27 protein-coding genes are annotated in these 26,160 nt (G+C 63.9%); 16 read left to right on the top strand and 11 right to left on the bottom strand.

Going from position 1 to position 26,160, the window contains the following annotated elements; genetic code table 11:
• Position 1: 1 nt before the first annotated feature.
• The 3 genes from gmhB to glyQ are packed head-to-tail and all read right to left on the bottom strand — an operon-like array spanning position 2 to position 3,577.
• Positions 2–532 carry a D-glycero-beta-D-manno-heptose 1,7-bisphosphate 7-phosphatase gene (gmhB, locus tag HNP49_RS04375; RefSeq protein WP_184680905.1) on the bottom strand — a complete coding sequence of 177 codons (531 nt, stop codon included), beginning with the start codon at positions 530–532 and terminating at the stop codon, positions 2–4.
• A gap of 46 nt (positions 533–578) precedes the next feature.
• On the bottom strand, positions 579–2,633 hold the full coding sequence (glyS, locus tag HNP49_RS04380) for a glycine--tRNA ligase subunit beta (RefSeq protein WP_184680907.1): 2,055 nt from the start codon (positions 2,631–2,633) through the stop codon (positions 579–581).
• Positions 2,630–3,577, bottom strand: coding sequence for a glycine--tRNA ligase subunit alpha (glyQ, locus tag HNP49_RS04385; protein WP_095941014.1), 948 nt, complete (start codon positions 3,575–3,577; stop codon positions 2,630–2,632). The genes glyS and glyQ overlap by 4 nt, the downstream gene beginning before the upstream one ends.
• Before the next feature lie 81 nt (positions 3,578–3,658).
• Here glyQ and HNP49_RS04390 point away from each other — a divergent pair, with 81 nt between their 5' ends.
• From HNP49_RS04390 to HNP49_RS04400, 3 genes are read left to right on the top strand one after another with little or no spacing between them, the layout of a single operon-like run.
• Complete coding sequence (locus tag HNP49_RS04390; protein WP_184680909.1) at positions 3,659–4,216, top strand: DNA-3-methyladenine glycosylase I; 558 nt, start codon at positions 3,659–3,661, stop codon at positions 4,214–4,216.
• Between the two features lie 56 nt (positions 4,217–4,272).
• Complete coding sequence (locus HNP49_RS04395) at positions 4,273–5,160, top strand: lysophospholipid acyltransferase (RefSeq protein WP_184680910.1); 888 nt, start codon at positions 4,273–4,275, stop codon at positions 5,158–5,160.
• 53 nt (positions 5,161–5,213) lie between these two features.
• Entirely contained in the window at positions 5,214–5,480 is a 267-nt protein-coding gene (locus tag HNP49_RS04400; RefSeq protein ID WP_184680912.1) for a PilZ domain-containing protein, read from the top strand.
• On the opposite strand, the gene HNP49_RS04405 is transcribed toward HNP49_RS04400, so the two are convergent.
• From HNP49_RS04405 to def, 5 genes are all read right to left on the bottom strand, one after another.
• Positions 5,481–5,801: a tetratricopeptide repeat protein gene (locus tag HNP49_RS04405; RefSeq protein ID WP_184680914.1), complete on the bottom strand. Its 321-nt coding sequence runs from the start codon at positions 5,799–5,801 to the stop codon at positions 5,481–5,483.
• A gap of 25 nt (positions 5,802–5,826) precedes the next feature.
• Positions 5,827–7,200, bottom strand: a complete 1,374-nt coding sequence (trkA, locus tag HNP49_RS04410) for a Trk system potassium transporter TrkA (RefSeq protein WP_184680916.1) — start codon at positions 7,198–7,200, stop codon at positions 5,827–5,829.
• A gap of 12 nt (positions 7,201–7,212) precedes the next feature.
• On the bottom strand, positions 7,213–8,526 hold the full coding sequence (gene rsmB / locus HNP49_RS04415) for a 16S rRNA (cytosine(967)-C(5))-methyltransferase RsmB (protein WP_184680918.1): 1,314 nt from the start codon (positions 8,524–8,526) through the stop codon (positions 7,213–7,215).
• A 13-nt stretch (positions 8,527–8,539) separates the two neighbouring features.
• On the bottom strand, positions 8,540–9,469 hold the full coding sequence (fmt, locus tag HNP49_RS04420; protein ID WP_184680920.1) for a methionyl-tRNA formyltransferase: 930 nt from the start codon (positions 9,467–9,469) through the stop codon (positions 8,540–8,542).
• A gap of 61 nt (positions 9,470–9,530) precedes the next feature.
• Positions 9,531–10,037, bottom strand: coding sequence for a peptide deformylase (gene def, locus HNP49_RS04425; protein WP_184680922.1), 507 nt, complete (start codon positions 10,035–10,037; stop codon positions 9,531–9,533).
• A gap of 131 nt (positions 10,038–10,168) precedes the next feature.
• Between def and HNP49_RS04430 the strand changes: the two genes are divergently transcribed.
• From HNP49_RS04430 to HNP49_RS04490, 13 genes are all read left to right on the top strand, one after another.
• Positions 10,169–11,194, top strand: a complete 1,026-nt coding sequence (locus tag HNP49_RS04430; protein WP_184680924.1) for a LysM peptidoglycan-binding domain-containing protein — start codon at positions 10,169–10,171, stop codon at positions 11,192–11,194.
• Between the two features lie 94 nt (positions 11,195–11,288).
• Positions 11,289–12,374 (top strand): DNA-processing protein DprA, encoded by a 1,086-nt coding sequence (gene dprA, locus HNP49_RS04435; RefSeq protein ID WP_184680926.1) that lies wholly within the window; start codon positions 11,289–11,291, stop codon positions 12,372–12,374.
• Positions 12,375–12,435: 61 nt separating this feature from the next.
• Complete coding sequence (locus HNP49_RS04440; protein WP_184680928.1) at positions 12,436–12,990, top strand: L-threonylcarbamoyladenylate synthase; 555 nt, start codon at positions 12,436–12,438, stop codon at positions 12,988–12,990.
• Positions 12,991–13,024: 34 nt separating this feature from the next.
• Positions 13,025–13,948 (top strand): oxygen-dependent coproporphyrinogen oxidase, encoded by a 924-nt coding sequence (gene hemF, locus HNP49_RS04445; RefSeq protein WP_184680930.1) that lies wholly within the window; start codon positions 13,025–13,027, stop codon positions 13,946–13,948.
• 4 nt (positions 13,949–13,952) lie between these two features.
• Positions 13,953–14,342 carry a VOC family protein gene (locus HNP49_RS04450; protein ID WP_184680932.1) on the top strand — a complete coding sequence of 130 codons (390 nt, stop codon included), beginning with the start codon at positions 13,953–13,955 and terminating at the stop codon, positions 14,340–14,342.
• Positions 14,342–15,166 carry a shikimate dehydrogenase gene (gene aroE, locus HNP49_RS04455; RefSeq protein WP_184680934.1) on the top strand — a complete coding sequence of 275 codons (825 nt, stop codon included), beginning with the start codon at positions 14,342–14,344 and terminating at the stop codon, positions 15,164–15,166. The genes HNP49_RS04450 and aroE overlap by 1 nt, the downstream gene beginning before the upstream one ends.
• Before the next feature lie 146 nt (positions 15,167–15,312).
• Complete coding sequence (locus HNP49_RS04460; RefSeq protein ID WP_184680936.1) at positions 15,313–16,299, top strand: phospholipase; 987 nt, start codon at positions 15,313–15,315, stop codon at positions 16,297–16,299.
• Between the two features lies 1 nt (position 16,300).
• Positions 16,301–17,563 carry a peptidylprolyl isomerase gene (locus tag HNP49_RS18800; protein ID WP_184680938.1) on the top strand — a complete coding sequence of 421 codons (1,263 nt, stop codon included), beginning with the start codon at positions 16,301–16,303 and terminating at the stop codon, positions 17,561–17,563.
• On the top strand, positions 17,560–18,159 hold the full coding sequence (locus HNP49_RS04470) for a hypothetical protein (protein WP_184680940.1): 600 nt from the start codon (positions 17,560–17,562) through the stop codon (positions 18,157–18,159). Before HNP49_RS18800 ends, HNP49_RS04470 begins: the two co-directional genes overlap by 4 nt.
• A gap of 400 nt (positions 18,160–18,559) precedes the next feature.
• Complete coding sequence (gene ppk2 / locus HNP49_RS04475) at positions 18,560–19,483, top strand: polyphosphate kinase 2 (RefSeq protein WP_221445108.1); 924 nt, start codon at positions 18,560–18,562, stop codon at positions 19,481–19,483.
• Positions 19,484–19,563: 80 nt separating this feature from the next.
• Positions 19,564–20,475 carry a D-alanyl-D-alanine endopeptidase gene (gene pbpG / locus HNP49_RS04480; RefSeq protein ID WP_311772064.1) on the top strand — a complete coding sequence of 304 codons (912 nt, stop codon included), beginning with the start codon at positions 19,564–19,566 and terminating at the stop codon, positions 20,473–20,475.
• Between the two features lie 94 nt (positions 20,476–20,569).
• Positions 20,570–21,601, top strand: a complete 1,032-nt coding sequence (locus HNP49_RS04485; protein ID WP_184680946.1) for a phytanoyl-CoA dioxygenase family protein — start codon at positions 20,570–20,572, stop codon at positions 21,599–21,601.
• Entirely contained in the window at positions 21,601–23,433 is a 1,833-nt protein-coding gene (locus tag HNP49_RS04490) for a polysaccharide pyruvyl transferase family protein (RefSeq protein ID WP_184680948.1), read from the top strand. Before HNP49_RS04485 ends, HNP49_RS04490 begins: the two co-directional genes overlap by 1 nt.
• A 70-nt stretch (positions 23,434–23,503) precedes the next feature.
• On the opposite strand, the gene HNP49_RS04495 is transcribed toward HNP49_RS04490, so the two are convergent.
• The 3 genes from HNP49_RS04495 to HNP49_RS04505 all read right to left on the bottom strand — a co-directional run bounded on the left by HNP49_RS04495 (position 23,504) and on the right by HNP49_RS04505 (position 26,064).
• Positions 23,504–24,535 (bottom strand): hypothetical protein, encoded by a 1,032-nt coding sequence (locus tag HNP49_RS04495; RefSeq protein WP_184680950.1) that lies wholly within the window; start codon positions 24,533–24,535, stop codon positions 23,504–23,506.
• Positions 24,532–25,734 (bottom strand): hypothetical protein, encoded by a 1,203-nt coding sequence (locus tag HNP49_RS04500; RefSeq protein WP_184680952.1) that lies wholly within the window; start codon positions 25,732–25,734, stop codon positions 24,532–24,534. The genes HNP49_RS04495 and HNP49_RS04500 overlap by 4 nt, the downstream gene beginning before the upstream one ends.
• Positions 25,735–25,851: 117 nt before the next feature.
• Positions 25,852–26,064 (bottom strand): hypothetical protein, encoded by a 213-nt coding sequence (locus HNP49_RS04505; RefSeq protein ID WP_184681202.1) that lies wholly within the window; start codon positions 26,062–26,064, stop codon positions 25,852–25,854.
• Between the last annotated feature and the right edge of the window lie 96 nt (positions 26,065–26,160).

The raw sequence follows: 26,160 nt of genomic DNA on the forward strand, positions 1-26,160 counted from the left end.
CTTAGTCGAGCAAGTGAGCGGCAACCGCCGCCAGATCATCGAATACCAATGTGCGCTCCGGCAGGCCTTTGGCCAGGGTGCGCAGGCCTTTGCCGGTTTTTACCAGAACCGGCTGACAATGGACGGCCAGGGCCGCATCAAGGTCACCACGGCTGTCACCGACAAACCACTGGCCGCTCAGATCGACGCCATAGTAGGCGGCTATCTGTTCGAGCATGCCAGGCAGTGGTTTGCGGCAGCTACAGCCGTCATCCGGCCCGTGCGGGCAATGGACGATCAGGCCAACCTCGCCGCCCTGCTCCGCCACCAGTTGGCGCAGACGGGTGTGCATGGACTCGAGGGTAGCTTCGTCGTAATAACCGCGAGCCAGCCCCGACTGGTTGGTTGCCACAGCCACGGTCCAGCCTGCCTGGCTCAGGCGGGCGATAGCCGCGACCGAACCGGGGATCGGAATCCACTCGTCGAGAGATTTGATATAGGCGTCGGAGTCTTCGTTGATGACGCCGTCGCGATCGAGGATCAGCAGTTTCATGCAGTTACCGAAGCGACCGGGCGGTATGGCTCCGCCCGGTCACCCGTCAGCCAAGCAGGGAGATATCGGCGACGCCGAGGAACAGGCCGCGCAGCTGGTTGAGCAAGGCCAGGCGATTGGCCCGCACGGCAGCGTCATCTGCATTGACCAGAACCGCTTCGAAGAAGGCATCCACTGGCTCGCGCAGGCTGGCCAGCTGGGTCAGCGCTTCACGGTAGCAACGGGCGGCGGCCATCGGCGTCACGGCCTGGGCGGCGGCAGCCACGGCCTGAGCCAGGGCCTGTTCGGCGCCGGCTTCCAGCAGCTTGGCGTCCACCGCAGCAGGCAGCTGGCCTTCGGCCTTGGCCAGGATGTTCGACACGCGCTTGTTGGCGGCAGCCAGAGCAGCAGCTTCCGGCAACTGGCGGAAGGCCTGCACGGCCTGTACGCGCTGGTCGAAGTCCAGCGGCGCCGCCGGGCTCAGGGCGCGCACCGCTTGGTAGACGGCCACGTCGATGCCTTCATCTTCATAACGAGCGCGCAGGCGGTCGAAGATGAAGTCCAGCACCTGCTGGGCCAGGCCTTCGGCTTTGACCTTGTCACCGTATTGGCCGATGGCGAAGGTCACGGCTTCCACCAGGTCCAGATCCAGCTGCTTCTCAATGAGGATACGCAGCACGCCGAGCGCGGCGCGGCGCAGGGCGTAGGGGTCCTTGGAGCCAGTCGGCAGCATGCCGATACCGAAGATACCGACCAGGGTATCGAGCTTGTCGGCCACGGCCACGGCAGCACCGGTGAGGGTGCTCGGCAATTCTGCCCCTGCCCCGCGCGGCATGTATTGCTCGTTCAGGGCCTGGGCCACGTCCTCGGCTTCGCCGTCGTGCTTGGCGTAGTAGTAGCCGGCGATGCCCTGCATTTCCGGGAACTCGCCGACCATCTCGCTGGCCAGGTCGCACTTGGACAGGATGCCGGCGCGGGCGGCACGAGTGGCGTCGCCGCCAATGCGCTCGGCGATAAAGCCGGCCAGGGCGGAAACCCGCTCGGCCTTGTTGAACACGCTGCCCAGCTGAGCCTGGAACACCACGTTGGCCAGGCGCTCGTTGCGCTTTTCAAGCGGCTGGCGTTTGTCCTGCTTGAAGAAGAACTCGGCGTCGGTCAGGCGCGGGCGCACGACTTTCTCGTTGCCGGCAACGATCTGCGCCGGGTCCTTCGACTCGATGTTGGCCACGGTGATGAAGCGCGGTAGCAGCTTGCCGTTGCCGTCCAGCAGGCAGAAGTACTTCTGGTTGTCCTGCATGGTAGTGATCAGGGCTTCCTGCGGCACCTTGAGGAAACGCTCCTCGAACGAACAGACCAGCGGCACAGGCCATTCGACCAGGGCAGCCACTTCATCCAGCAGCGCCGGCGGCACGATGGCAGTGCCGTTCTCGGCCTTGGCCAGTTCCTCGACGCGTTGGGCGATCTGCTCGCGGCGCTTGGCGAAGTCGGCAACCACGAAGGCGCCGCGCAGGTCGTGGGAGTAGCTGGCCGGGCTCTCGATCACCACCTCGTAGTTGGCGTGGAAGCGATGGCCACGGGACAGGCGCCCTGCCTTCTGCGCGAGGATTTCGCAGTCGACCACATGGTGACCGAACAGCATCACCAGCCACTGGGTCGGACGGACGAACTCTTCCTTGCGCGCAGCCCAACGCATGCGCTTCGGGATTGGCAGGTCGGCCAGGGAGGCCTCGACGATACCCGGCAGCAGGCTAGCGGTGTTCTGCCCTGCGATGGACTGGCTGAACTTCAGCTTGGGCCCGCTCTGATCGATCTGGCTCAGTTCGACGCCACACTTCTTGGCGAAGCCCAGTGCGGCCTGGGTCGGGTTACCGTCCTTGTCGAAGGCCGCCTGCACGGGCGGGCCGTCGAGGTTGACGGTGCGGTCCGGCTGCTGGCTGGCCAGCGCTTCGACCAGCACGGCCAGGCGGCGCGGGGCGGCGTAGTAGCGGGCGCTCTGATAGCTCAGGCCGGCGGCCTTGAGGCCCTTCTCGACGCCGGCCAGGAAGGCTTCGCCGAGGCTTTTCAGGGCCTTGGGTGGCAGCTCTTCGGTGCCCAGTTCGACCAGGAAATCATGTGCACTCATTCTGCAATCTCCAGCTTCGCCAGTACTTCGTCACGCAGTTCGGGGGTGGCCATCGGGAAGCCGAGTTTGGCGCGGGCCAGCAGGTAGCTCTGGGCGATGTTCCGTGCCAGCGTGCGCACGCGCAGGATGTACTGCTGACGCGCGGTCACCGAGATGGCACGGCGAGCATCCAGCAGGTTGAAGCTGTGCGAGGCCTTGATCACCATTTCATAGGCCGGCAGCGGCAGCTGCAGTTCCATCAGGCGGTTGGCTTCGGATTCATAGAAGTCGAACAGGTCGAACAGCTTGTCGACGTTGGCGTGTTCGAAGTTGAAGGTGGACTGCTCCACTTCGTTCTGGTGGAACACGTCGCCGTAGGTGACCTTGCCGAACGGGCCGTCGGAGTAGACCAGGTCATATACCGAGTCGACACCCTGCAGGTACATGGCTAGGCGTTCCAGACCGTAGGTGATCTCGCCGGTGACCGGGTAGCACTCGACGCCGCCGACCTGCTGGAAGTAGGTGAACTGGGTGACTTCCATGCCGTTGAGCCAGACTTCCCAGCCCAGACCCCAGGCGCCGAGGGTTGGCGATTCCCAGTTGTCCTCGACGAAGCGGATGTCGTGCACCAGGGTGTCGACGCCGATGCGGCGCAGCGACTCCAGGTACAGGTCCTGGATGTTCTCCGGGTTCGGCTTGAGCACTACCTGAAACTGGTAGTAGTGCTGCAGGCGGTTGGGGTTCTCGCCGTAGCGGCCGTCGGCCGGGCGGCGGGACGGCTGTACGTAGGCGGCGTTCCAGGTCTCAGGACCGATGGCGCGCAGGAAGGTGGCGGTATGGAAGGTGCCGGCCCCCATTTCCATGTCGTAGGGCTGCAGGATCACGCAGCCCTGCTCGGCCCAGTAGCTTTGCAGGGCGAGGATCAATCCTTGGAAGGTGCTGACGTCAGGCGTAGTCTGGCTCACGAATTTCACCGGTATCGAGACGATGTCGTAAAACGCCGCAGTATACCCGATCAATTCTGCGCAATCCGCATGGAACGCCTTATGCCACGCTGCTTCTGGTGCACCAACGACCCGCTGTACATCGCCTATCACGATGAGGAATGGGGAGTGCCGCTGCGCGATCCGCAGCGTCTTTTCGAACTGCTGTTGCTGGAAGGCTTCCAGGCCGGGCTGTCGTGGATCACCGTGCTGAAGAAGCGCGATCGCTATCGGCAGGTGTTGTGGGGCTTCGATGTCGAGCGCCTGGCGCGGATGAGCGATGGCGAGATCGAGGATCGCCTGCAGGACCCCGGCATCATTCGCAATCGCCTCAAGCTGCAGGCCGCGCGGCAGAACGCGCGAGCCTGGCTGAAGCTGGAGGACCCGGTGATGCTGCTCTGGTCGTTTGTCGGTGGCGTGCCGAAGATCAACCATTTCGCCGGACGCGCCGAGGTTCCGGCCGTCACGCCAGAGGCCGAGGCCATGAGCAAGGCGCTGAAGAAGCTTGGCTTCAGCTTCGTCGGCCCGACCATCTGCTATGCCTACATGCAGGCCGCTGGCATGGTCATGGATCACACCACCGATTGTGATCGTTATGCCGAACTGCAGGCCAGGCGCTGACAGCGACTGGCAGACGGTTACAATGGCCGCCTTTGCCGTTTTGCCTGGAGTCCGCTGTGGATGATCTGAAAGGCCGCCTGGTGGTTGGCTTCCTCCGTCTGTTTGCCCTGCTGCCCTGGCGCGCCGTACAGGCCGTGGGCAGTGCAATTGGCTGGTTGATGTGGAAGCTGCCGAATAGTTCGCGCCAGGTGGTGCGGGTCAATCTGGGCAAATGCTTCCCGGATATGGCTGCCGATGCGCGCGAGGCGCTGGTCGGGCAAACGCTCAAGGACATCGGCAAGACCCTGACCGAAAGCGCCTGTGCCTGGATCTGGCCGGCGCAGAAATCGCTGGGCCTGATTCGCCAAGTCGAGGGCATGGACGTGCTGCAGCAGGCGCTGCAGTCGGGCAAGGGTGTGGTGCTGATCAGCAGCCACCTGGGTAACTGGGAAATGCTCCTGCAGTACGTCTGTTCTCTGTGCCAGCCGAGCATTCTCTATCGTCCGCCCAAGCTCAAGGCCGTGGATGAACTGCTGGTACGTCAGCGCACGCAACTGGGCAACGAGCTGGCGCCCTCGACGCGCGAAGGCATCGTCAGCCTGGTCAAGCGCGTGCGCAGTGGCGGCATTGCTGGTATCGCCGCCGACCCGGAACCCAGCCGCACCAGTGGCGTGTTCGTGCCGTTCTTCGGCGTGCCGACGCTGACCAGCAAGTTCGTGCCGTCATTGGTGCACGGGCACAAGGCGGTAGCGGTATTTATCCATGCGCTGCGCCTGGATGATGGCAGCGGTTACCGCGTGATCATCGAGGCTGCGCCCGAAGCGCTGTATGGCAATGACGTCGAGCTGGCCGTGACGGCGCTCAATCAGGGCATCGAGAAGCAGGTGCGGCAGGCGCCCAGCCAGTACATGTGGAGCATGAAGCGCTTCAAGAAACGCCCCGATGGCGAGAAGAAGTGGTACTAACGAAACCTGCTTTAATGAATTAACCCGTAGTTCCAGGCCAGAGCCGGAGGCGCATGACAAACCAACGTGGCAATCCGCGGACCCCTTTGAAGGTCAAGCTCAAGCTGGAGCACCCACTGCATGGCGAGATGATGGTGACCACTCGGGATATCTCCGATTGCGGGGTCTATATCCTGCTGGATCAGGCGCACTCACTGCTAAAAGTGGGTGAACAGGTCCAGGGTCAGGTGCAGGGGCTGCCGATGGAGGCGCCCATCCTGCGCATGGAAGTGATTCGGGTCGAAACGCTCGGCGTTGGCCTGCGCTTTCTCGGCGAGTGATTAGGACGCGCCGGCGCTCTTGTCCAGTCGGCGCAGGAACACCAGCATTTCCTTTTCGGTCTGCTTGTCGCCACGCTGGCGGGCGATTTCCAGACCGTTCTCCCAGGCCAGGCGCGCTTCGGCCTCCAGGCCCTGCTTGAGGCAGGCCTGGCCGAGCAGTTTCCACGCCGCCGAATAGGCCGGATCGAAACTCAGGCACTTCTGCAGATGCTGCATGGCCTGCTCGGCATCGCCCTCATCGAGGCAGGCCTTGCCCAGGCCGAAGCGCAGCAGCGAGTTGTCCACGCCGCGCGCCAGCATCTTTTCCAGTCCTTCGCGCATGCTTGCTCCCGAATGATCGTGCTCGTCAGAAGAACGCCAGGCCGACCTGGAACAGGCGCTCGACATCGCGAATGTACTTCTTGTCGACCAGGAACAGGATCACATGGTCGCCCGACTCGATCCGGGTGTCGTCGTGGGCGATCAGCACTTCTTCGTCGCGGATGATCGCGCCGATGGTAGTACCGGGCGGCAGGGCAATGTTTTCCACGCTGCGACCGACCACCTTGCTCGACTTGGCATCGCCGTGGGCAATGGCCTCGATGGCCTCGGCAGCACCACGGCGCAGCGAGTGCACGCTGACGATATCGCCGCGGCGCACATGGGTCAGCAGGGTGCCGATGGTGGCCAGCTGCGGGCTGATGGCAATGTCGATCTCGCCGCCCTGCACCAGGTCGACGTAGGCCGGGTTGTTGATCAGCGTCATCACCTTGCGCGCGCCCAGACGCTTGGCCAGCAGGGACGACATGATGTTGGCTTCATCATCGTTGGTCAGCGAGAGGAAGATGTCTGCCTCGTTGATGTTCTCTTCCACCAGCAGGTCGCGGTCGGAAGCGCTGCCCTGCAGGACGATGGTGCTTTCCAGGCTTTCCGAGAGGTAGCGGCAGCGTGCCGGGTTCATCTCGATGATCTTCACCTGATAGCGGCTTTCGATGGCCTCAGCCAGGCGCTCGCCGATGTTGCCGCCGCCAGCGATGACGATGCGCTTGTAGCTGTCTTCCATGCGCCGCAGCTCGCTCATTACCGCGCGGATGTGGGCCTTGGCGGCGATGAAGAACACTTCATCATCGGCCTCGATCACGGTATCGCCCTGGGGGATGATGGCCCGACCGCGACGGTAGATGGCGGCCACGCGGGTATCGACGTTGGGCATGTGCTGGCGCAGCTGGCGTAGTTCGTGGCCCACCAGCGGGCCGCCGTAGTAGGCGCGCACGCCCACCAGCTGGGCCTTGCCCTCGGCGAAGTCGAGTACCTGCAGGGCGCCTGGGTATTCGATCAGGCGCTTGATGTAGTTGGTCACCACCTGTTCCGGGCTGATCAGCACGTCGACCGGAATGGCCTCGTTGTCGAACAGACCGCTGCGGGTCAGGTAGGCCGCTTCGCGCACCCGGGCAATCTTGGTCGGGGTGCTGAACAGGGTGTAGGCAACCTGGCAGGCGATCATGTTGACTTCGTCGCTGTTGGTCACCGCCACCAGCATGTCGGCGTCATCGGCGCCGGCCTGGCGCAGTACGGTGGGAAATGAGCCGCGACCGGCGACCGTACGGATATCCAGGCGGTCGCTGAGATTGCGCAGGCGCTCGGTATCGGTGTCGACCACCGTGATGTCGTTGGCTTCGCTGGCCAGGTGTTCGGCCAGGGTTCCACCGACCTGGCCGGCGCCGAGAATGATGATCTTCACGCAGTCACTCCATCAGCCGCGTGGTGACGCGGCAATCTTGATCAGCTTGGCATAGTAGAAGCCGTCGTGGCCGCCGTCCTGCGGCAGCAACTGACGACCATGCGCCTGTTTCAGGCCAAAGGGCCCGGTGATGTCCAGCTCGCGCGCCCCTGGGGTGCGGGCGAGAAAGGCACCGATGTTGTCCGAGTTCTCCTGCGGCAGCACCGAGCAGGTGGCGTACAGCAGGATGCCGCCCACTTCCAGGGTCGGCCACAGGGCATCCAGCAGCTCGCCTTGCAGCTGGGCCAGGGCGGCGATGTCGGCCTCCTGGCGGGTCAGCTTGATGTCCGGGTGGCGGCGGATCACGCCGGTGGCCGAGCACGGTGCATCCAGCAGAATGCGCTGGAAAGGCTTGCCGTCCCACCAGACCTTGGTCGCGCGACCGTCGGCGGCAATCAGCTCGGCATCCAGGCCGAGACGGTCGAGATTCTCGCGCACCCGTGCCAGGCGGCTTTGTTCCAGATCAATGGCGGTGACATGGCTGAGGCCTGGCTCTGCCTCCAGCAGGTGGCAGGTCTTGCCGCCGGGTGCCGCGCAGGCATCCAGCACGCGCTGGCCGGGTGCCAGGTCTAGCAGGTCGGCGGCCAGCTGGGCGGCTTCATCCTGCACGCTGACATGGCCCTCCATGAAACCGGGCAGGGTCTTCACATCGCAGGCTTCGAGCAGGCGAATGCCATCGCGGCTGAAGGCGCAGGGTTCGGCGCCAATACCGGCGGCCTGTAGCTTGGCCAGATACGCTTCGCGGCTGCCCTGGCGGCGATTGATCCGCAGCAGCAGCGGCGGATGCTGATTGTTGGACGCGCAGATGGCCTGCCACTTTTCGGGCCAGTCGGCCTTCAGGCGCTTCTGCAGCCAGCGCGGATGGGCCGTGTGCAGCACCGGATCGCGATCCAGTTCGGCCAGCAAGGCTTCGTGGTCACGCTGGGCGTTGCGCAGTACGGCATTGAGCAGGCCCTTGAGCGAGCTTTTCTTCAGTTTGTCGACACAGGCCACCGTCTCGCCGATGGCGGCATGCGGCGGGATACGGGTGTGCAGCAGTTGATACAGCCCGACCAGCAGCAGCGCCTCGACGTCGCGGTCGGCGGCCTTGAATGGCTTCTGCAGCAGCTTGTCCATCAGCAGCGCCAGGCGTGGCTGCCAGCGGGCGGTGCCAAAGGCCAGGTCCTGGGCCAGGCCGCGATCACGCGGCTCGACCCTGTCCAGCAGCGGCGGCAGGCTGCTGCCCAGTGAGGCCTTGCCGTTGAGTACGGCGGCCAGGGCGCGGGCGGCGGCCAGGCGGGGATTCATTGACGCCCCCTCATTACAACAGCACCAGGCCGGGAGCGAACTGCTCGCGACGGCTGTTGTACAGGTCGGAAAAGTTCAGCGGCTTGCCGCCGGGCAACTGCAGGCGAGTTAGGCGCAGGGCGCCTTCACCGCAGGCGACGGTCAGGCCATCTTTGCTGGCGGCGAGAATCTGTCCGGGCTGGCCGCTGCCCTCGCCTAGGGTAGCGGCCAGCACTTTCAGCGGCTCGCCGTTCAGCGTGCTGTGGCAGATCGGCCAGGGGTTGAAGGCGCGTACCAGACGCTCCAGTTCGTCGGCCGGGCGACTCCAGTCGAGGCGCGCTTCGTCCTTGTTCAGCTTGTGCGCGTAATTGGCCAGTCTGTCGTCCTGCACTTCGCCCTTGAGGGTGCCGGCCGCCAGTGCGTCGACGGCCTGGATCACGGCCTGCGAACCCAGGGCGGCGAGACGGTCATGCAGGCTGCCACCGGTATCGGAGGGTGCAATGGGCGTACTCACCTTGAGCAGCATCGGCCCGGTATCCAGCCCTGCTTCCATCTGCATCACGGTGACGCCGCTTTCACCGTCGCCCGCCTGCACGGCGCGTTGGATCGGTGCGGCACCGCGCCAGCGCGGCAGCAGCGAGGCATGGCTGTTGATACAGCCCAGGCGCGGGGTGTCCAGCACTACCTGGGGCAGGATCAGGCCGTACGCCACCACGACCATCAGGTCCGGTTGCAGCGCGGCCAGTTCGGCCTGCGCTTCCGGCGCCCGCAGGGTGGCGGGTTGATACACCGGAATGCCGTGCTCAATGGCCAACTGCTTGACCGGGCTGGGCATCAGCTTGTGGCCGCGGCCGGCCGGGCGATCCGGCTGGGTGTAGACGGCGATGACCTGATGCTGGGTGCCGAGCAGGGCCTTGAGGTGTTCGGCGGCGAACTCCGGGGTACCAGCAAAGACGATGCGCATGGAATGACTCGCTACAGGAAAAGAAAAAGGCTTGCCGGAGCAAGCCTTTGGGGTTCTGGGATCAAGCTTGCTGACGGTGCTGTTTTTCCAGCTTCTTCTTGATCCGGTCACGCTTGAGACTGGACAGGTAGTCGACGAACAGCTTGCCATTGAGGTGATCACACTCGTGCTGGATGCACACGGCCAGTAGGCCCTCGGCCACCAGCTCGAAAGGCTCACCATTGCGGTCCAGCGCCTTGATCCGCACCTGTTGCGGACGGTCGACGTTCTCGTAGAAGCCCGGCACCGACAGGCAGCCTTCCTGGTACTGGTCCATCTGCTCGGTCAGCGGTTCGAATTCCGGGTTGATGAACACCATGGGCTCGGACTTGTCCTCGGACAGATCCATCACCACCAGACGCTTGTGTACGTTGACCTGAGTAGCGGCCAGACCGATGCCGGGGGCGGCATACATGGTCTCGAACATGTCGTCGATCAGCTGGCGCAGGGCGTCGTCCACCACCTCGACCGGTTTGGCAATGGTCCGCAGACGCGGGTCAGGAAACTCGAGGATGGTGAGGATAGCCATATGCGTTTGTGATGCACTTGTGGAATAAAGTCAAAATCCGCTGCTAAGATGATGAACAGCATTGAAAATGGGCTTCAAGCCGCATTCTTCGCGGCTTTCGGGCGCACCAACATAATAAAGGGATTCACCGCATGAGGAAATCACTACTCGCCCTGCTGCTCCTCGCCGCTGGCGGCCTGGCTCAGGCTCAGGTGCAGCTCAAAGAAGGTCATCCGGAGCGTTATACCGTGGTTCGCGGTGACACCCTCTGGGACATTTCCGGCAAATTCCTCAGCCAGCCGTGGAAGTGGCCGGAAATCTGGCACGCCAACCCACAGGTGGAGAATCCCCATCTCATCTACCCGGGCGACACGCTGAACCTGGTGTACATCGACGGCCAGCCGCGTCTGATGCTTAATCGCGGCGCCTCCCGCGGCACCATCAAGCTGTCGCCGCAAGTGCGCAGCACGCCAATGGCCGAAGCGATTCCGACCATTCCGCTGGAGAAGATCAACAGCTTCCTGCTGAGCAATCGCATCGTCGATTCGGATGCCGAATTCAGTAGCGCTCCCTATATTGTTGCGGGCAATGCCGAGCGTGTGGTGAGTGGTGCCGGTGACCGCATTTACGCCCGCGGTGCTTTCGCGCCGGATCAGTCGGTGTTCGGCATCTTCCGCCAGGGCAAGACCTACATCGATCCGGAAACCAACGAATTCCTCGGTATCAACGCCGACGATATCGGTAGTGTCGAAGTGGTTGCGACCGAGGGCGACATTGCCACCCTCAACCTGCTGCGCACCACCCAGGAAACCCGCCTCGCTGACCGCCTGCTGCCCACCGAAGAGCGTGGCATCACCTCCACCTTCATGCCCAGTGCTCCGGCTCAGGAAGTTAGTGGCGTGATTCTCGACGTACCGCGTGGCGTCACCCAGATTGGCCAATATGACGTGGTCACCATCAACAAGGGCGCTCGCGACGGTCTGGCCGAGGGCAATGTCCTGGCGGTGTACAAGACCGGTGAAACCGTGCGCGACCGCGTAACCGGTGAAATGGTCAAGGTGCCGGACGAGCGCGCCGGGCTGATGATGGTGTTCCGTACCTATGACAAGCTCAGCTACGGGCTGGTCCTAGTGGCCACCCGGCAGCTGGAGCTGCAGGACAAGGTGCGCAACCCCTGATCGACCAACCCCCGCCAAGTGCGGGGGTTTTTCTTTCTTCCGTACCCCTGCAACAACGCCTGCTCTGGCAGGTGGCCGATCAAGGATGATCGATATGGCCGCACTCTCTCCGGCTGAGCTGGAAGCCCGTCTCCGTCTGCATGCCCTGCCAGCCATTGGTCCGCGGCGCATGTCCCGTCTGCTTGAGGTGTTTGGCAGTGCCAGTGCGGCACTCAGTGCTCCCGCCTCCGCCTGGCGCTCGCTGGGCTTGCCGGCCGAGGCGGCCGAACAGCGACGCAGCCCCTCTACCCGGGACAGCGCCGCCAGCGCCCTGGCCTGGCTGGAACAGGCGAATCATCACCTGCTCTGTCTGCACGACTCGGATTACCCTGCTCTGCTGGCAGAGCTTACGGATGCCCCGCCGCTGCTGTTCGTACGGGGCGATCCGGCACTGCTGGAGCGTCCGCAGATTGCTATGGTCGGTAGTCGTCGCGCTTCCAAACCGGGCCTGCAGAGTGCAGAGGCTTTTGCCCGCTGTCTGGCGCAGAGCGGTTTCGTGGTCACCAGCGGTCTGGCACTGGGCATCGATGGTGCGGCTCATCGCGGCGCTCTGGCGGGTGGCCGGACGGTTGCGGTACTCGGCACCGGCCTGCAGTGCCTGTATCCGCAGCGGCATGCCGGGCTGGCGGATGACATCGTGGCCGCTGGCGGGGCGCTGGTTTCCGAACTGCCGCTGGACTGTCCGCCGCAGGCGGCCAACTTTCCGCGGCGTAATCGCCTGATCAGCGGGCTGTCGCTTGGCGTGCTGGTGGTTGAGGCGTCCCCTTCCAGCGGCTCGCTGATTACGGCCCGCCTGGCCGCCGAGCAGGGGCGCGAGGTCTGGGCCTTGCCCGGCTCGATTCATCATCCCGGTGCCCATGGCTGCCACCAGCTGATCCGTGAGGGGGCGCAGCTGGTGGAGTCGGTAGCGCATATTCTGGAGAGCCTGCAGGGTTGGCAGATGCCGCTGGCCAGTGTCGAAGAAGTTGCTTCCGCGACGGATCATCCCCTGCTGGCGTTGTTGCGCGCCGCGCCGGCCAGCAGCGAAAGTCTGGCCCTCAGCAGTCGGCAGGCGCTGCCGGAGGTGCTGGCGCAGTTGACCGAGCTGGAGCTGGACGGCCTGATCGCTCGGGAGGGTAATCTCTGGCTGGCCTGCCGCTAGGGTTTGTTCCCGTTTCGGCACTGGTGCAGGCTACACTGGCGCCTCTTTCCGGGAGGTGTCTGTGAGTCATTGGAAAACCTTGCAGCTGGCGCGTGTGCTGCGTGCTGGCGGTGTGATTGCCTATCCCACTGAAGCGGTCTGGGGGCTGGGTTGTGATCCGTGGAATGAGGCCGCGGTATTGCGTTTGCTCGAACTCAAAGACCGCCCCATGGCCAAAGGGTTGATCCTGGTGGCGGCGGGTATCGAACAGTTCGACTTCCTGCTTGAGGACCTGCCGCAGCGCTGGCAGGATCGCCTGAGCAGCACCTGGCCGGGTCCGCATACCTGGCTGGTGCCGCACCAGGGCCGCCTGCCTCAGTGGATTACCGGCCAGCACGAGAGCGTTGCCCTGCGCGTGTCCGATCACCCGGTGGTGCGCGAGCTGTGCTCGCTCTATGGCCCACTGGTCTCCACCTCGGCCAATCCCGGCGGCCGCCCTGCGGCGCGCACGCGCCTGCGCGTCGAGCAGTACTTCCATGACCAGCTCGATGCCGTGTGCGGTGGTGCTTTGGGTGGGCGGCGCAACCCCAGTATCATTCGCGACCTGATTACTGGCGATATCGTCCGGCCGGGCTGACGCCCGCCGCCTTCCAGCCTATTGAGACCTGCTGATGAACACCGCTGCTGCCATCGACGCCGTCAAGGCTTACCTGCTCGACCTGCAAGACCGCATCTGCGCTGCCCTGGAAGCCGAAGACGGCAAGGCCCGCTTCTTCGAAGACAGCTGGCAGCGGCCGGCGGGTGGTGGTGGCCGTACCCGGGTGATCGAGAACGGTGCGGTGATCGAGAAGGGCGGAGTCAACTTCTCCCAGGTGTTCGGCGACAACCTGCCTCCCTCGGCCAGCGCCCACCGTCCCGAACTGGCCGGGCGCACCTTCCAGGCCCTCGGCGTGTCGCTGGTGATCCACCCGGAAAGCCCGCAGGTGCCGACCTCTCACGCCAACGTGCGTTTCTTTATTGCCGAGAAGGAAGGCGAGACGCCGGTCTGGTGGTTCGGTGGTGGCTTCGACCTGACGCCCTACTACGGCAACGAGGAAGACTGCGTGCACTGGCACCGCGTCGCCCAGCAAGCCTGTGAGCCTTTCGGTGCCGACGTGTATCCCAAGTACAAGGCCTGGTGTGACCGCTACTTCCACCTCAAGCACCGCGGCGAGCCGCGTGGCATTGGCGGCCTGTTCTTCGACGATCTCAACGAGTGGGATTTCGACACCTGCTTCGCCTTCATGCGCGCCATCGGTGATGCCTACATCACCGCCTACCTGCCCATCGTGCAGAAGCGCAAGTCCATGCCGTTCACCGAAGCTCAGCGCGAATTCCAGGCCTACCGCCGGGGCCGCTATGTGGAGTTCAATCTGGTCTTCGACCGCGGCACCCTGTTCGGCCTGCAATCGGGCGGGCGCACCGAGTCGATCCTCATGTCGCTGCCGCCGCATGTGCGCTGGGGTTACGACTGGAAACCGGCGCCGGGCAGCGAGGAAGCGCGCCTGACCGAGTACTTCCTGCAGGATCGAGACTGGTTGCAGCTGGAGGTCTGAGCCCGTGCGTGTCGAGCGCCTTGATCATCTGGTGCTGACCGTGGCGGATATCGACGCCAGCTGTGCCTTCTACCAGCGCGTGCTGGGGATGCAGGTGGTCACCTTCGGCCAGGGCCGCCAGGCGCTCGCCTTTGGCCAGCAGAAGATCAACCTGCACCGCCACGGCGCCGAGTTCGAGCCCAAGGCCCTGCGCCCCACGCCCGGTTCCGCCGACCTGTGCCTGATCGTCAGTACCCCGCTGGTGGAAGTGATTGCGCATCTGCAGCGCTGTGACGTCGCCATCGAAGAAGGCCCTGTGCCGCGCACCGGCGCCACCGGGGCGCTGCTGTCCGTCTATATCCGCGACCCTGATCGGAACCTGATCGAAATCGCCAATCTGCAAGAGGAAGCCTGATGGACCGCTACGGCGTATTCGGCAATCCCATCGGCCACAGCAAGTCGCCGCTGATCCACCGTCTGTTTGCCGAGCAAACCGGCCAGGCGCTCAGCTACGAGGCGCTCCTGGCGCCGCTGGACGATTTTGCCGGCTTTGCCCGGGCCTTCTTTGCCGAAGGCCGTGGCGCCAATGTCACCGTCCCGTTCAAGGAAGAAGCCTTCCGTCTGGCCGACAGCCTGAGCGAGCGAGCCCGCCGTGCCGGTGCGGTGAACACCCTGAAGAAGCTCGACGATGGCCGCCTGCTGGGCGACAACACCGACGGCGCCGGTCTGGTGCGTGATCTCACGGTCAATGCCGGGCTTACCCTGACGGGCCAGCGCATCCTTTTGCTGGGTGCCGGCGGCGCTGTGCGCGGCGTGCTTGAGCCGCTGCTGGCACAGCGCCCGGCAGCTCTGGTAATCGCCAACCGCACGGTGGCCAAGGCCGAGCAACTGGCCCGGGAGTTTGCCGATCTGGGCCCGGTGCTGGCTGCCGGCTTCGACTGGCTGGACGAACCGGTCGACCTGATCATCAACGGTACCTCGGCCAGCCTGGCCGGTGAGCTGCCGGCGATTGCACCGAGCCTGATCCAGGCCGGGCATACCGTCTGCTACGACATGATGTACGGCAAGGAGCTCACCGCCTTCAACCGCTGGGCGACCGAGCAGGGCGCTGCGCGGGTGATCGATGGTCTGGGCATGCTGGTCGAGCAGGCCGCCGAAGCCTTCTTCCTGTGGCGCGGTGTGCGTCCCGACTCGGCTCCCGTACTGCGTCACCTGCGGTTGTTACTCAGCGAAACATGATTCTGGTCTAGCCCAGCATTTGGTTGGCTGGGCTTAATCCTTAATACCGCGCTCTACTCGGCGCTCAACCTGAAAAAGAACCGTCATGGTCTTGTCTTTCAGGTTGATCATCCTGCGCCACTCCAACAACAAAAGAGCGCCTCACCATGAAAAAACTGTCGCTGTTAGCGGCTGGTCTAGGCCTGGCCTTTTCGGCCGGTCAGGCTGCCGCCTGGTCGCAACCCACGCACAAGAACATCGTCAAGGATGCCCTCGCCTTCATGAACTCGGCCAATGCCAGCGCCGAGATGCGCCGGGCCTACCAGTTCTATGTCGGCGCGGCCGGCTCCGAGGCCAGGGCCGGGGAGATTCTCGGCCAGGCCGCCTACGATGTGGATGACTTCAAGGACACCCGTCTGGGTGGCTGGTGGGTCGGCTACGAATACGCCCCGGTATGGAATGCCGCGGCGTCGCTGGTCAACTACACGTCCTACTGGCACTTCATCAACATGGGCCGCCAGGGCGACAGCCACGGCAACGATCGCGGCGGCTACGACTACCGCTACCACAAGGTCGACGGTGGCATCAGCGATGTCGACTGGTACGCCATGGTCTACCTGTACAACCGTGGCCTGAAGACCGAGGACTACAACAGCACCGAGGCGCACTACAGGCAGGGCAGCCGTTCGAACTGGGATGAGCATTATGGCGACTTCCAGGTGGCGGCCTTCCAGCCCATCGACAACCTGGCCAAGTACTGGTTCGACCAGTTCAAGGCCGCGCCTTCGCTGCAGACCATCGGCTTTGCCCTGCATGCCACCGGCGACGTGGCGCAGCCGCACCACACCTGGATCACCTCGGCCAATGGTCACTCCAGCTGGGAAGGCTGGGTCGACGATCACTATGCCAGCGAACAGCTGAACAACCCGGTGGCCGTGGCCAACCTGGTCAGCCAGTACGATGCGCGCAAGCCGGTGCGCGATCTTCTGACCCAGACCGCGCAGGTGGCCTATCAGCATCCTGAACCGCTGTATGACAGTAGCTATGACACCCGCCTGCGGGTGGCCAAGGAGCTGATTCCGCAGTCGATTGCCCTGACCGTCAGCGTGCTGACCAAGGGTGCCAATCACTTCTACGGCCAGGGTGGTCTGTAAGGTGGCCGTTTCGCTGCGGTGCAGTTGGCGCAGCGCGTTGTGCGGGCTCTGGCTGGCAGGCTTTGGCCTGGCAGCCAGCGCTTCGCCGGAATTGCGCATCAATGGCGAGGTGCTGCCGGCCCGCAGCATTGCCTTGCTGCAGCAGGCGCTGACCCTCATCAAGTTCAATACCGACCCGGCCAGTCTGCGCAAGGGTCTGGTGGAAAACCACCTGCTGGCCCGCGAGGTCGAGGTGGAGCTGACCCCGGCCAACCGTCAGGATCTCGATGCGCTGGTGGAGAGCGAAGCGGCCAAGCTGATCGATCAGGTGTACGGCCGGCGCTTCGACCATGACATCCGCCCTTACCTGCAGGAGCCCAAGGCGCTCAGTGCCCAGCGCCTGCAACAGGTGCTGGCACCCCGGGCGCAGGGGCTGGTGCTCAACAGTCTGTGGCTGAGCGAGGCGCAACAGGCCGAGGCGGCGACGGTCGAGCTGATCGGCTGGCAGTTTCCCGGGCAACCGCGGCAACGGCTGAACCTGCTGCAGCTGTACCAGGCCGGCAGCGTGCAGGCGCAGGTCGAGCTGCAACAGGGCAATCTGCGCTTCATGGGCGAGCTGGTGCGCGAGTACGCCCAGCGTGACTACCTGTGGTACCAGCTCGGCCGGATGGGCTATAGCCAGGCGGAGCAGGACGGCATCCGCCGTCTGGTGCGCGACAAGCTGGTGCGTCACAAGTACCTGCACCAGATCGGCCTGTACAACGACTTCCACCATGAAACCCCCAGCCTCAAGGCGCTGGCCGCGCGGGTCAGCGATGCCGACGCCGAGCGTTATTACCAGGCCAATCTGGCCCAGTACCGCAATGTCGGCAGCGTGCAGGCGGCTCACCTGCGACTGGCCGATCAGGCCAGTGCCGACCGGGTCTACAACGAGATCCAGCAGGGCTTGCCGTTTGCCGAGGCGGTGCGCCGCTACTCGCTGGCAGAGGACAAGCAGCGGGCCGTACCCGGTGATCTCGGCCTGATCCGCCATAACGATCCAGGTCTGGATTTCCTGCGCAAGACGGCGCTGATCCAGAAGGCCGGCACTGTCTCGCAGCCGATGCTGATCGACGGCGCCTTCGAGATCATCCAGGTGCGCCAGCGTGAGGATCGCCAGCTGCCGCTGAGTGATCCCAGCGTGCGCTTCGAGGTCAATCAGGCGGTGGCCCGTCAGCAGCTCTCCGGCCAGTTTCAGGCGCGCCTGGATGCGCTGCTGGCCAGCGCCAAGGTGCAGGGGCTGTGAGGCGCTGGCTGCTGGGAGGCAGCGTGCTGGCTGCAGCCGCAGTAGCGGCCAGCGTGGTCTGGTTTGGCTCGTTGCCACCGGCGGCGGAGCCTATGACTGCCCCGCCGGTAACTGTTGCAGCGCCAGCACGTCAGGTAGCGCCCTTGCAGCCAGACCCGGTGGTATTCACGGTCGAAGCATTGCCAGCCGCCGCGGAGGCGCCGGCGGAGGTTGCGGCGCCAACGCTTTCTCCGGTCGAGGCGCAGGTGCTGATGCAGCTGATGGCCGAGCAGGGTGATCCGCGCATGCCGGCCAAGGGCGGGCTCAAGCCGCGGCAGCCTGCCTCGGCGGAGCAACTGGCCGATCCGCAGGCTTATGCGGCCTTCGAGGATGAGCAGACGCGCAGCCAGGTGCAGGCCTGGACCCGCGGCGTCGAGCAGATTCCGGCGATTCGCGAGCGCATTGCCCAGGCCGAGCAGGCGGGGGATCGCAGCAACGCCGAGCTGGATGAAGCGCGTGCCGCGCTGGTCCAGCTGGAGCAGCTGCAAAGTCAGCTGCAGCAGCAGGCGCCTCAGTTGCTGCCCAGTGGCCCGGCGCCTCAGGCACCCGCCGACTAAGCTTTCCGGACAGCCCTGCTGGCGTCGGCCGGCAGGGCCGCGCGGCATTGATCTGCGTCTATATGCCACATGACCCCGGGCGTATAACTGAAACGATCACCCTGTGCGAACTCGCGCTTCTGCTCCCGGAAGGAACCCCATGACCGATACCCCCAACACCACACCTGCCCCCGCCCTGACGACCTCTCCGGCCAAGAAGAGCCCGCCCCGCAGCCCGCGGCCGCGCCGTGCCCAGGCCGGTGATACCGCGCCCTCGCTGCAGCCCCGGCAACTTGAGCGCCACGCCGTGCAGGAAAAGACCGACGCGGCGCAGCAGGCCACCAGCGCGGCGCTCAAGGACATCCTCGCGCAGATTCCGCCGGGCGATACTGATACGCAGCTGAAAACCCTGGAAACCTTCATGACCGGCCTCTCCGCCGATGATGCGCTGGCGCTGCGCAATGCCCTGCTCAGCCAGGAGAACGCACTGCCGTTCAACAAGCAGCCGGTGCACCCGGACGACGAGCTGGCCAAGGACTGGCGCCACGGCGGCTACCCGTACAAGAACCTGATGTCGCGGCGCAATTACGAGCGCGAGAAGTACCGCCTGCAGGTCGAGCTGCTCAAGCTGCAGGCCTGGGTCAAGGAGACCGGGCAGAAGGTGGTGATCCTCTTCGAGGGCCGTGATGCCGCCGGCAAGGGGGGGTCGATCAAGCGCTTCATGGAACACCTCAACCCGCGCGGCGCGCACATCGTCGCCCTGGAAAAACCCAGCGAGGCCGAGCGCGGCCAGTGGTACTTCCAGCGTTACGTGCAGCACCTGCCGACCGCAGGCGAAATCGTCATGTTCGACCGCAGCTGGTACAACCGCGCCGGGGTCGAGCGGGTCATGGGCTTCTGCTCGGACGAGGAGTACCTGGAGTTCATGCGTCAGGCGCCGGAGTTCGAACGCATGCTGGCGCGCAACAACATCCACCTGATCAAGTTCTGGTTCTCGGTCAGCCGCGAAGAGCAGCGCCGGCGTTTCAAGGAGCGCGAAAAACACCCGCTCAAGCAGTGGAAACTCAGCCCCATCGACCTGGCTTCGCTGGACAAGTGGGACGATTACACCAAGGCCAAGGAAGCGATGTTCTTCTACACCGATACTGCCGATGCGCCGTGGACGGTGATCAAGTCCAACTGCAAGAAGCGCGCACGTCTGAATGCCATGCGCTACGTGCTACACAAGCTGCCGTATGCCGGCAAGGACCTGAAGGCCATCGGCGCTCTCGACCCGTTGATCGTCGGCCGCGCCAATGTGGTCTACGAGCGCGGCGAGCACGTGGCGGATGTGCCGCTGCTGTAAGTCGTCTTTCACAGATCAGTCCGAGCGGGCGGCGCGGTTATACTGCGCCGTCCTTTTTTCATTTCCCGGTAGAGATGTCCGTGAAGATTCGCCAAACCCTTATCGGCCTGCTGCTCGGCAGCGCCCTGCTCTCCCCGCTGGCCGTCGCTGCCAACAAGGCTCCTGCGGTGCAGGAGCTGGCCTCCGGCAGCGCCCTGCTGGTCGACCTGAAGACCAATCAGGTGCTCTATTCCAGCAACCCCGACCTGCAGGCGCCGATCGCCTCGGTGACCAAGCTGATGACCGCCATGGTCACCCTCGACGCCAAGCTGCCGCTGGATCAGCAGCTGCCGGTGGTGATCAAGGATGTGCCGGAAATGCGCGGCATCTATTCGCGCGTGCGCCTGGGCAGCGAACTGAGTCGCCGTGACATGCTGCAACTGACCCTGATGAGTTCCGAGAACCGCGCGGCCGCCAGCCTGGCGCACCATTACCCGGGCGGTGTGCCGGCGTTCATCGCGGCGATGAACGCCAAGGCCAAGGCGCTGGGCATGAGCCACACGCGCTACCGTGATCCGACCGGGCTGTCCGAGGGCAATGTCTCCACCGCCAATGATCTGGTCAAGCTGCTCAGAGCCAGCCAGCAGTACCCGCTGATCAGCCAGTTCAGCACCACCCGCGAGAAGACCCAGGCCTTCCGCAAGCCAAACTACACCCTGGGTTTTCGCAACACCAACAGTCTGGTGCACAAGCCCAACTGGAGCATCCAGCTGACCAAGACCGGCTTCACCAACGCCGCCGGTCACTGCCTGGTGATGCGCACGCAGATGGCCGGCAAGCCGGTGGCCTTCGTGGTGCTCGACTCCTTCGGCAAGCTGACGCACATGGCCGACGCCAACCGCCTGAAGAAGTGGATCGAAACCGGCAAGATCACCCCGGTGGCGCCGGCGGCGCTGGCTTACAAGCAGCAGAAGATGGCCCAGCGCGCCCGTTTGGTACAGGCGGCGCAGTAATTGCGCTAACCGGCCAGGCGGAAGTGCGCTGTTCGAGCGTAGCGAGAAAGATGGATTCGTACCTTTTGGGGAATGTCGGAGGGAGTCAGGCGATATGGACAGGCTAAGTGAGCAACAGTGGCGCGACTTTGACGAGAATGGTTTCGTTCGTCTGGGCCAGTTGCTGGAACCGGAATCCATTGTCGAGTTCGCGCGGCGGGCCGATGAACTGGCCAGCGGAACGCTCGTCAATCCCCAGATCCAGCTGCAGCTGGATACAGGCGGTGATTATGACGCCTTGCCAGGGGTGGTTAGCCAACTGACCGAAGGTACTCGGCTGTACCGCAAGGTGCAGGGGCTGGAGCATGACGAGCTGTTCCTGCCGCTGGTCAGACACCCGGTGTTTGAGGGTATCTGCGCTCGTCTATACGGTCCGCACGCTCCCGTTTCCCTGTTTCGCGCGATGATCATGAACAAGCCTGCGGGCCAGGGCACTTACCTGCCCTGGCATCAGGATGGCGGGGATGTCTGGGCGCTGGATCGCGATCCGCTGGTGACGGTCTGGGTGGCACTTGATCCGGCTACTCGTGCCAATGGCTGCCTTGAGGTGATCCCGGGTTCTCACCGCCTAGGTCTGCTCAGCGAGCGGGGCAGCACCTTGAGTACGGAGGACGCAGAGCGTCACTGCCCTGCCGACCGAGTGTTGTCGCTAGAGCTGGAAGCGGGTCATGGACTGCTGCTACATAACTGGCTGTTGCATCGCTCGGGCATCAATCCGTCCAGTCAGCCTCGCCGGGCATTCACCGCCTGCTATCTGGATGGCCGTACCCGTGGCGTGCTGACCGGTAATCACTTTCCAGTGATATTTGGCCGTCTCGATCCGGCGCCGCACCACTATGTCCGCCAGTTGCATGTCGATCTCGCCGCTCTTCGGCATGCTCATGGTACTGCCGAGCACTATGCCCATGATCTCGAGGCTGAGGTCGAGCGTCTGCGCGCCAAGCTCGGCGAGGCCGAGAGCTATGCGCGGAGTCTGGAGCAGGAACGCGCTGCCCGGCTGTTGCAGGATTCAACGGTGCCGCTTCAGGCAAGCGCAGCACCGCGGCGGGGATGGCTGGCGCGGTTGCGCGGAGATGGAGCGCATTGATGCGCCGGCCGGTGGCGGCAGAGCAGGTTGAATCCATCCGGCACGTGCTAATGGTCGGCGATCTGGCTGGGCCGGCCCAGTTTCATGTTGGCGACGAGGCGATGCTGGCGTGCAATCTGTCGATGCTGCGCAGGCTGTTGCCGAATGCCCGTTTCACACTGCTTTCGCGCGATCCTTCGGCTAGCGCCACACGTTATGCTGCAGACGCGCTGTGCCCCCCTGGTTTTGCCGAGGTTTCTGCCGATCGGCGACTCGAACTAGGTCGGATCGATACTTGGCAGCAACAGGCCGAGGTTTCCCCCGAGCACTTGCCGGCGTCGCTGCAGGCATTACTTGAGGCCGATCTGCTGATCATCTCGGGTGGCGGTAACCTGTCCAGCTCTTGGCCCGAGCACATTCTGGACCGTCTGGCGCTGGTGCGCATTGCCCGGCAGCGAAGAATTCCAGTATTGATTTTCGGTCAGACCCTGGGCCCCAATCTGACTGCGGTTGATCGTGAGCTGGTGGCAGAAATTCTCGACTCAGCCGCCTGGGTTGGCGTGCGCGAAGCGCCTTCGCTTGCCTTGGCTGTTGAACTTGGGCTTGAGCCGTCACGCATCGACTTTCAGCTCGACGATGCCATGGGGTTGCTTTCCACACCCTGCGATTTGCTGCAAAGCGCCTGGCCTGCGGCTCGCAAGCAAGGTCCGTTGATTGCTTTGACCTTGCATCCGCAGTTCTTGGGCGAGACACGTGCCTGTTGGCTCGACGCCCTGACTATTGAGCTGGATAGGGTCGTGGCCGAGCTGGATGCGCGTCTTTTGTTCATTCCCCATTGCAGTGATTGGAAGGATGGCCAGGACGAAGGGGATCGTAGCGTGGGGCTGGCCTTGCGCGAGCGCTTGCAGCGGCCCTCCGCCCTTCATGTTCTGCCAGTGCAGGATGCTGCTCAGACGGCCTGGCTCACCCGCCAGGCCGATCTGGTGGTGAGTTCTCGCTATCACCCGTTGATCTTCGCCTTGGCCGAGAGCTGCCCGTGTCTGGGGTTAGCCTGCGACTCCTACACGCTGATCAAGCTGCAGGGCGCGTTGGCCCATGCCGGCCTGGACTCAGAGTTGCTGGTGATGCGCGCGCGTCGCTGGGACGGCTTGGCGCAGGTGATCATCCAGCGTTGCCGTTGTCCGGTGCAGCCTGTGCCGGCTTGGCAGGTTCGCTTGGATGGGCATATCCGAGAGCGCGAACGACGGTTGGCGGACTGGCTGGAGCGGCGGCAGCAGGGATTGCCCACGCCGGCACCAGGCTATGTCGATGATGGGCGATTGGCTGCTCTGGCCCATCTGCTGAGCGGGACGGCTCAGGCACACCAGGTACAGGCCAGGGAGCTTGAGCTTCAGGCCAGTGTCGACTATTGGCAGGATAGCGCGCAGGCTGCTCAGCACTATGTGCAGGACTTGCATATGGCCCTGCAGCGACAGGCGGACGAGCGCCGCCGCCTGCATGAGACGCTCGAGTCGACCATTCGCCGGGCCGAGCTGGCGGAGCAGTATGCGCACAGTCTGGAACTTGAGCGCCGGTTGGCGGACTGGCTCGAGCTTCAGGCCAGTGTCGACCACTGGAAGGACAGCGCGCAGGCCGCTCAGCACTATGCGCTGGATCTGCATGTGGCCCTGCAGCGACAAGCGGACGAGCACCTCCGTCTGCATGAGGCGCTCGAGTCGACCATATGCCGGGCTGAGCTGGCGGAACAGTATGCGTACAGCCTGGAGCTTGAGCGACAGAGGTGGCATGAACAGGAACCAGCCGGGGAACTGAATGAGCAGTGCACGGCACCTGAGTTCGTGACACGTTTGTGAGTGACGAGTGAGCAGAGCCGAAAGTGTCAGGACGGTGGCCGTGGGTTGCTTGTCCAATCGGCTTGAGCGCCTAATGTCTGTCCTGCGGGTGATGGTGGTTCAGCCAGTCTAGAAAGCTTCCAGGGCCGCAGGCGAATGGATCTTCAAGCGGCCAGGCTTTGGCGGTTCGGCGGTACAGGCTGCGCATTTCTGCGGTGATCGGTTGGCCATTGGCAAAATGCTCCCAAGAGCTGCACCAGCCCAGCGCTTGCTCGTGACCAGCGTCAAGCAGGCGCCTGCTGTAGCTGTGCATCAACTCCAGCAGCGTTGAGTTGCCTCTGGGGTCCAGCCATTCGGCATGCCCGCTCAAGAGCTCGGGACGCAGTGGGTCGAAGCCACTGAAATGCACCAGGCGGCAGAGCTGGTCGCCGCAGTACAGGGCCTCCTCGTCCTGGCTCAACGGATTCTCGGCAAGGTTCCAGTGGGCCAGATTGCACCCGGAATTTCGAAGCACTCCTAGGCGCTCGAACAGGGCAGGTGCCAGATCCAGCCAGCGTTGGTCGTAATACATACCTTCGGCCACCGAGTTCTGCGCGTGCTGGACCAGGCGTTCCTGCCACCAGGCGAGGAAGGCGCGGCCCTGGGGTTCGTCGCTGACGCCGATTACCCCGCCGTTGAACTGTCCCGCCCTGAGTATTTCCAGTTCGCGCTCTGTGGCCATTGGGCCGCTGGCAGGCTGGAGCAAATGCGGTGTGAGCAATACGGCCTGTTGCTGTAGCGCTTCCAGCAGTGGGCTCAGTGGCGCGGTAACCAGCATGTCCGGATCAAGGAACAGGACATGCTGATGCCCTTGGTCGAGTAGATACTCCAGCAGGAAGGGCTTGAGCGCGGCGGCACGCTGCTTGATGTCGTAACGAAAGCAGAACAGACGTTGCTCCGTTATACCGAGTCGGGCAAAGGGCAGCAGGTCGTACGGTTCGGTGGCCGGGTCCAGTTCTCCAGCGAGTTCGTCTGCCAGCAGCACCTGCAGTCGCAACTCGGGATGCTGCTGGCGCAGCGAGTTGGCTAGAACGCGTACTCGTGGCAGGTAATTCTTTGCGGCAATGCTGGCAATGAGCGTCATGCCTCTGACTCCGGCAGCCACGCTCGATCCAGGGCGAATTCGCGCCAGCCGGTATTGCGAATCCAGCCGATAAGGCCTGCATGGTCAGCGCCGAACGGATCGGGATAGGCAGCCATCACATCCTCGCGACGCTGGTAGAGCGCGAACCACAGGCGCGTCAGTGCCGGGCGATCGGTCCGCTGAGGCTGGCGCAGCCAGGCGAAGAAGCTGTTGATGCCGCATGCAAAGGGGTTACCGAACTGCACGATATCCTTGCCCATACCAAGATAGAGTTCGCGGACGATCGGTGGAATCGCCATGCCGTTGGCGAAGCGATCCCAGGCATAGGGCCATTGCCGGCAGCGTTCATGCCCGGCTGCTAGCAACTCTTCCTTGTAGTGCTGGAATACCCGGCCTGCGTCGCTCAATTGGTCCAGTGTCAATCGGTCGAAGTAGCGGGTGGCCTGATTCGGCGCCGCGCCGTCGAAGCCGCTGAAGCGGAACAGGCTGCAGGGAACGCCGTCGACCAATGGCTGTGTGCCCGACCAGCACACCTTCCGTTCCGGCAGGTGCCAGTGGCCAACATTGCAGCCCGGATCGCGTAACACCTCTACGTTTTCGAAAAGCCAGGGTGCCAGATCCAGCCAGCGTTGCTCGTAATGCAATCCAGCGGCTACATCATGGCGACAACTCAGTTCCACTCGCTGTCGCCACCAGGCCAGGAAGTCATGGGTGCTGCGGCAATCGCGCAGGCCGAGGATACCGCCGTTGTAGGTGCCGGCCTGCAGAATAGCCAGTTCGCGTTGCAGGTGGTTTTCCCCTCGCAGCGGCTCAAGCAGGTGGGGGGTAAGTACCAGGCTGGCTTTTTCCAGGGCCTGGAGCAACGAGTCCAGTCGCCCGAGTACCAGGCTTTCCTGTTTGATGAATATCACTCGTTGGAAACGCCCCAGCAGGTGCTGGAGCAACACGGGTGTCAGGGCGTAGCTCAGGGGCAGCTGCTCGTAGCGCAGGCACCAGGGCAAAAGGTCTTCCTTGCCGAGCGTATCCAGGGTCAGTAGTTCAAAGTCTTCGGTGTTTGAGTCGAGTAGCTCGTTTGGCTCATCGGCAAGCAGGACGAAAAAAGGTACGCCAGGATGATGTTGACGGAAGGAGTGACTGATTACGCGAGCCAGTGCCAGATGGCGCTTGGCGACTATGGTGGCTGCTGCAAGAGCTGACATGCGTCTTCTCGTCTGGGAACGAGGCGAGATGAAGCAACAAAAGCGCATCCATCGCAAGCGTGGTCGACGCGCGTCCGGCTATTGGGGCGCGCTTAGCAAGTCAGATCTGTGTGGCCGCTACAGGTCGTAGCTACGACTCCAGCCACTGACCGGCCTTCGGTCCTTACCGCTACGGCGGTCTTCCTGGAAGCGGATCATCTCGCGGCGATCCGGCGTCTGCCGGCGATCGCTTTTGCTGCGGCCGTCGACCTGATAGACGCTGGTTGGACGGCTGAGCTCGCGGGCTTCGAACACGGCTTTGGCGCTGGGTGGAACGGTGTCGAGGGGCATGACAGATCTCCCAAGACTCCGACGCCTGCCGCAGGTGTGCAGCAGGGCATCACGTCGGGCTATTCGTTCACGCTAGTTCGCCCGGTGCCTGGCCGC

It is taken from the genome of Pseudomonas fluvialis, assembly GCF_014207935.1.
Lineage (GTDB): Bacteria > Pseudomonadota > Gammaproteobacteria > Pseudomonadales > Pseudomonadaceae > Aquipseudomonas > Aquipseudomonas fluvialis_A.

What these genes read in the sequence shown, in the direction of transcription:
- HNP49_RS04400 (WP_184680912.1), top strand. Translation starts at nt 5,214, where the DNA reads ATGACAAACCAACGTGGCAATCCGCGGACCCCTTTGAAGGTCAAGCTC.
- aroE (WP_184680934.1), top strand. Translation starts at nt 14,342, where the DNA reads ATGGACCGCTACGGCGTATTCGGCAATCCCATCGGCCACAGCAAGTCG.
- HNP49_RS04495 (WP_184680950.1), bottom strand. Translation starts at nt 24,535, where the DNA reads ATGACGCTCATTGCCAGCATTGCCGCAAAGAATTACCTGCCACGAGTA.
- gmhB (WP_184680905.1), bottom strand. Translation starts at nt 532, where the DNA reads ATGAAACTGCTGATCCTCGATCGCGACGGCGTCATCAACGAAGACTCC.
- dprA (WP_184680926.1), top strand. Translation starts at nt 11,289, where the DNA reads ATGGCCGCACTCTCTCCGGCTGAGCTGGAAGCCCGTCTCCGTCTGCAT.
- hemF (WP_184680930.1), top strand. Translation starts at nt 13,025, where the DNA reads ATGAACACCGCTGCTGCCATCGACGCCGTCAAGGCTTACCTGCTCGAC.
- HNP49_RS04490 (WP_184680948.1), top strand. Translation starts at nt 21,601, where the DNA reads ATGCGCCGGCCGGTGGCGGCAGAGCAGGTTGAATCCATCCGGCACGTG.
- HNP49_RS04505 (WP_184681202.1), bottom strand. Translation starts at nt 26,064, where the DNA reads ATGCCCCTCGACACCGTTCCACCCAGCGCCAAAGCCGTGTTCGAAGCC.
- rsmB (WP_184680918.1), bottom strand. Translation starts at nt 8,526, where the DNA reads ATGAATCCCCGCCTGGCCGCCGCCCGCGCCCTGGCCGCCGTACTCAAC.
- HNP49_RS04405 (WP_184680914.1), bottom strand. Translation starts at nt 5,801, where the DNA reads ATGCGCGAAGGACTGGAAAAGATGCTGGCGCGCGGCGTGGACAACTCG.
- HNP49_RS04460 (WP_184680936.1), top strand. Translation starts at nt 15,313, where the DNA reads ATGAAAAAACTGTCGCTGTTAGCGGCTGGTCTAGGCCTGGCCTTTTCG.
- HNP49_RS04485 (WP_184680946.1), top strand. Translation starts at nt 20,570, where the DNA reads ATGGACAGGCTAAGTGAGCAACAGTGGCGCGACTTTGACGAGAATGGT.
- HNP49_RS04500 (WP_184680952.1), bottom strand. Translation starts at nt 25,734, where the DNA reads ATGTCAGCTCTTGCAGCAGCCACCATAGTCGCCAAGCGCCATCTGGCA.
- HNP49_RS04390 (WP_184680909.1), top strand. Translation starts at nt 3,659, where the DNA reads ATGCCACGCTGCTTCTGGTGCACCAACGACCCGCTGTACATCGCCTAT.
- fmt (WP_184680920.1), bottom strand. Translation starts at nt 9,469, where the DNA reads ATGCGCATCGTCTTTGCTGGTACCCCGGAGTTCGCCGCCGAACACCTC.
- ppk2 (WP_221445108.1), top strand. Translation starts at nt 18,560, where the DNA reads ATGACCGGCCTCTCCGCCGATGATGCGCTGGCGCTGCGCAATGCCCTG.
- glyS (WP_184680907.1), bottom strand. Translation starts at nt 2,633, where the DNA reads ATGAGTGCACATGATTTCCTGGTCGAACTGGGCACCGAAGAGCTGCCA.
- HNP49_RS04430 (WP_184680924.1), top strand. Translation starts at nt 10,169, where the DNA reads ATGAGGAAATCACTACTCGCCCTGCTGCTCCTCGCCGCTGGCGGCCTG.
- def (WP_184680922.1), bottom strand. Translation starts at nt 10,037, where the DNA reads ATGGCTATCCTCACCATCCTCGAGTTTCCTGACCCGCGTCTGCGGACC.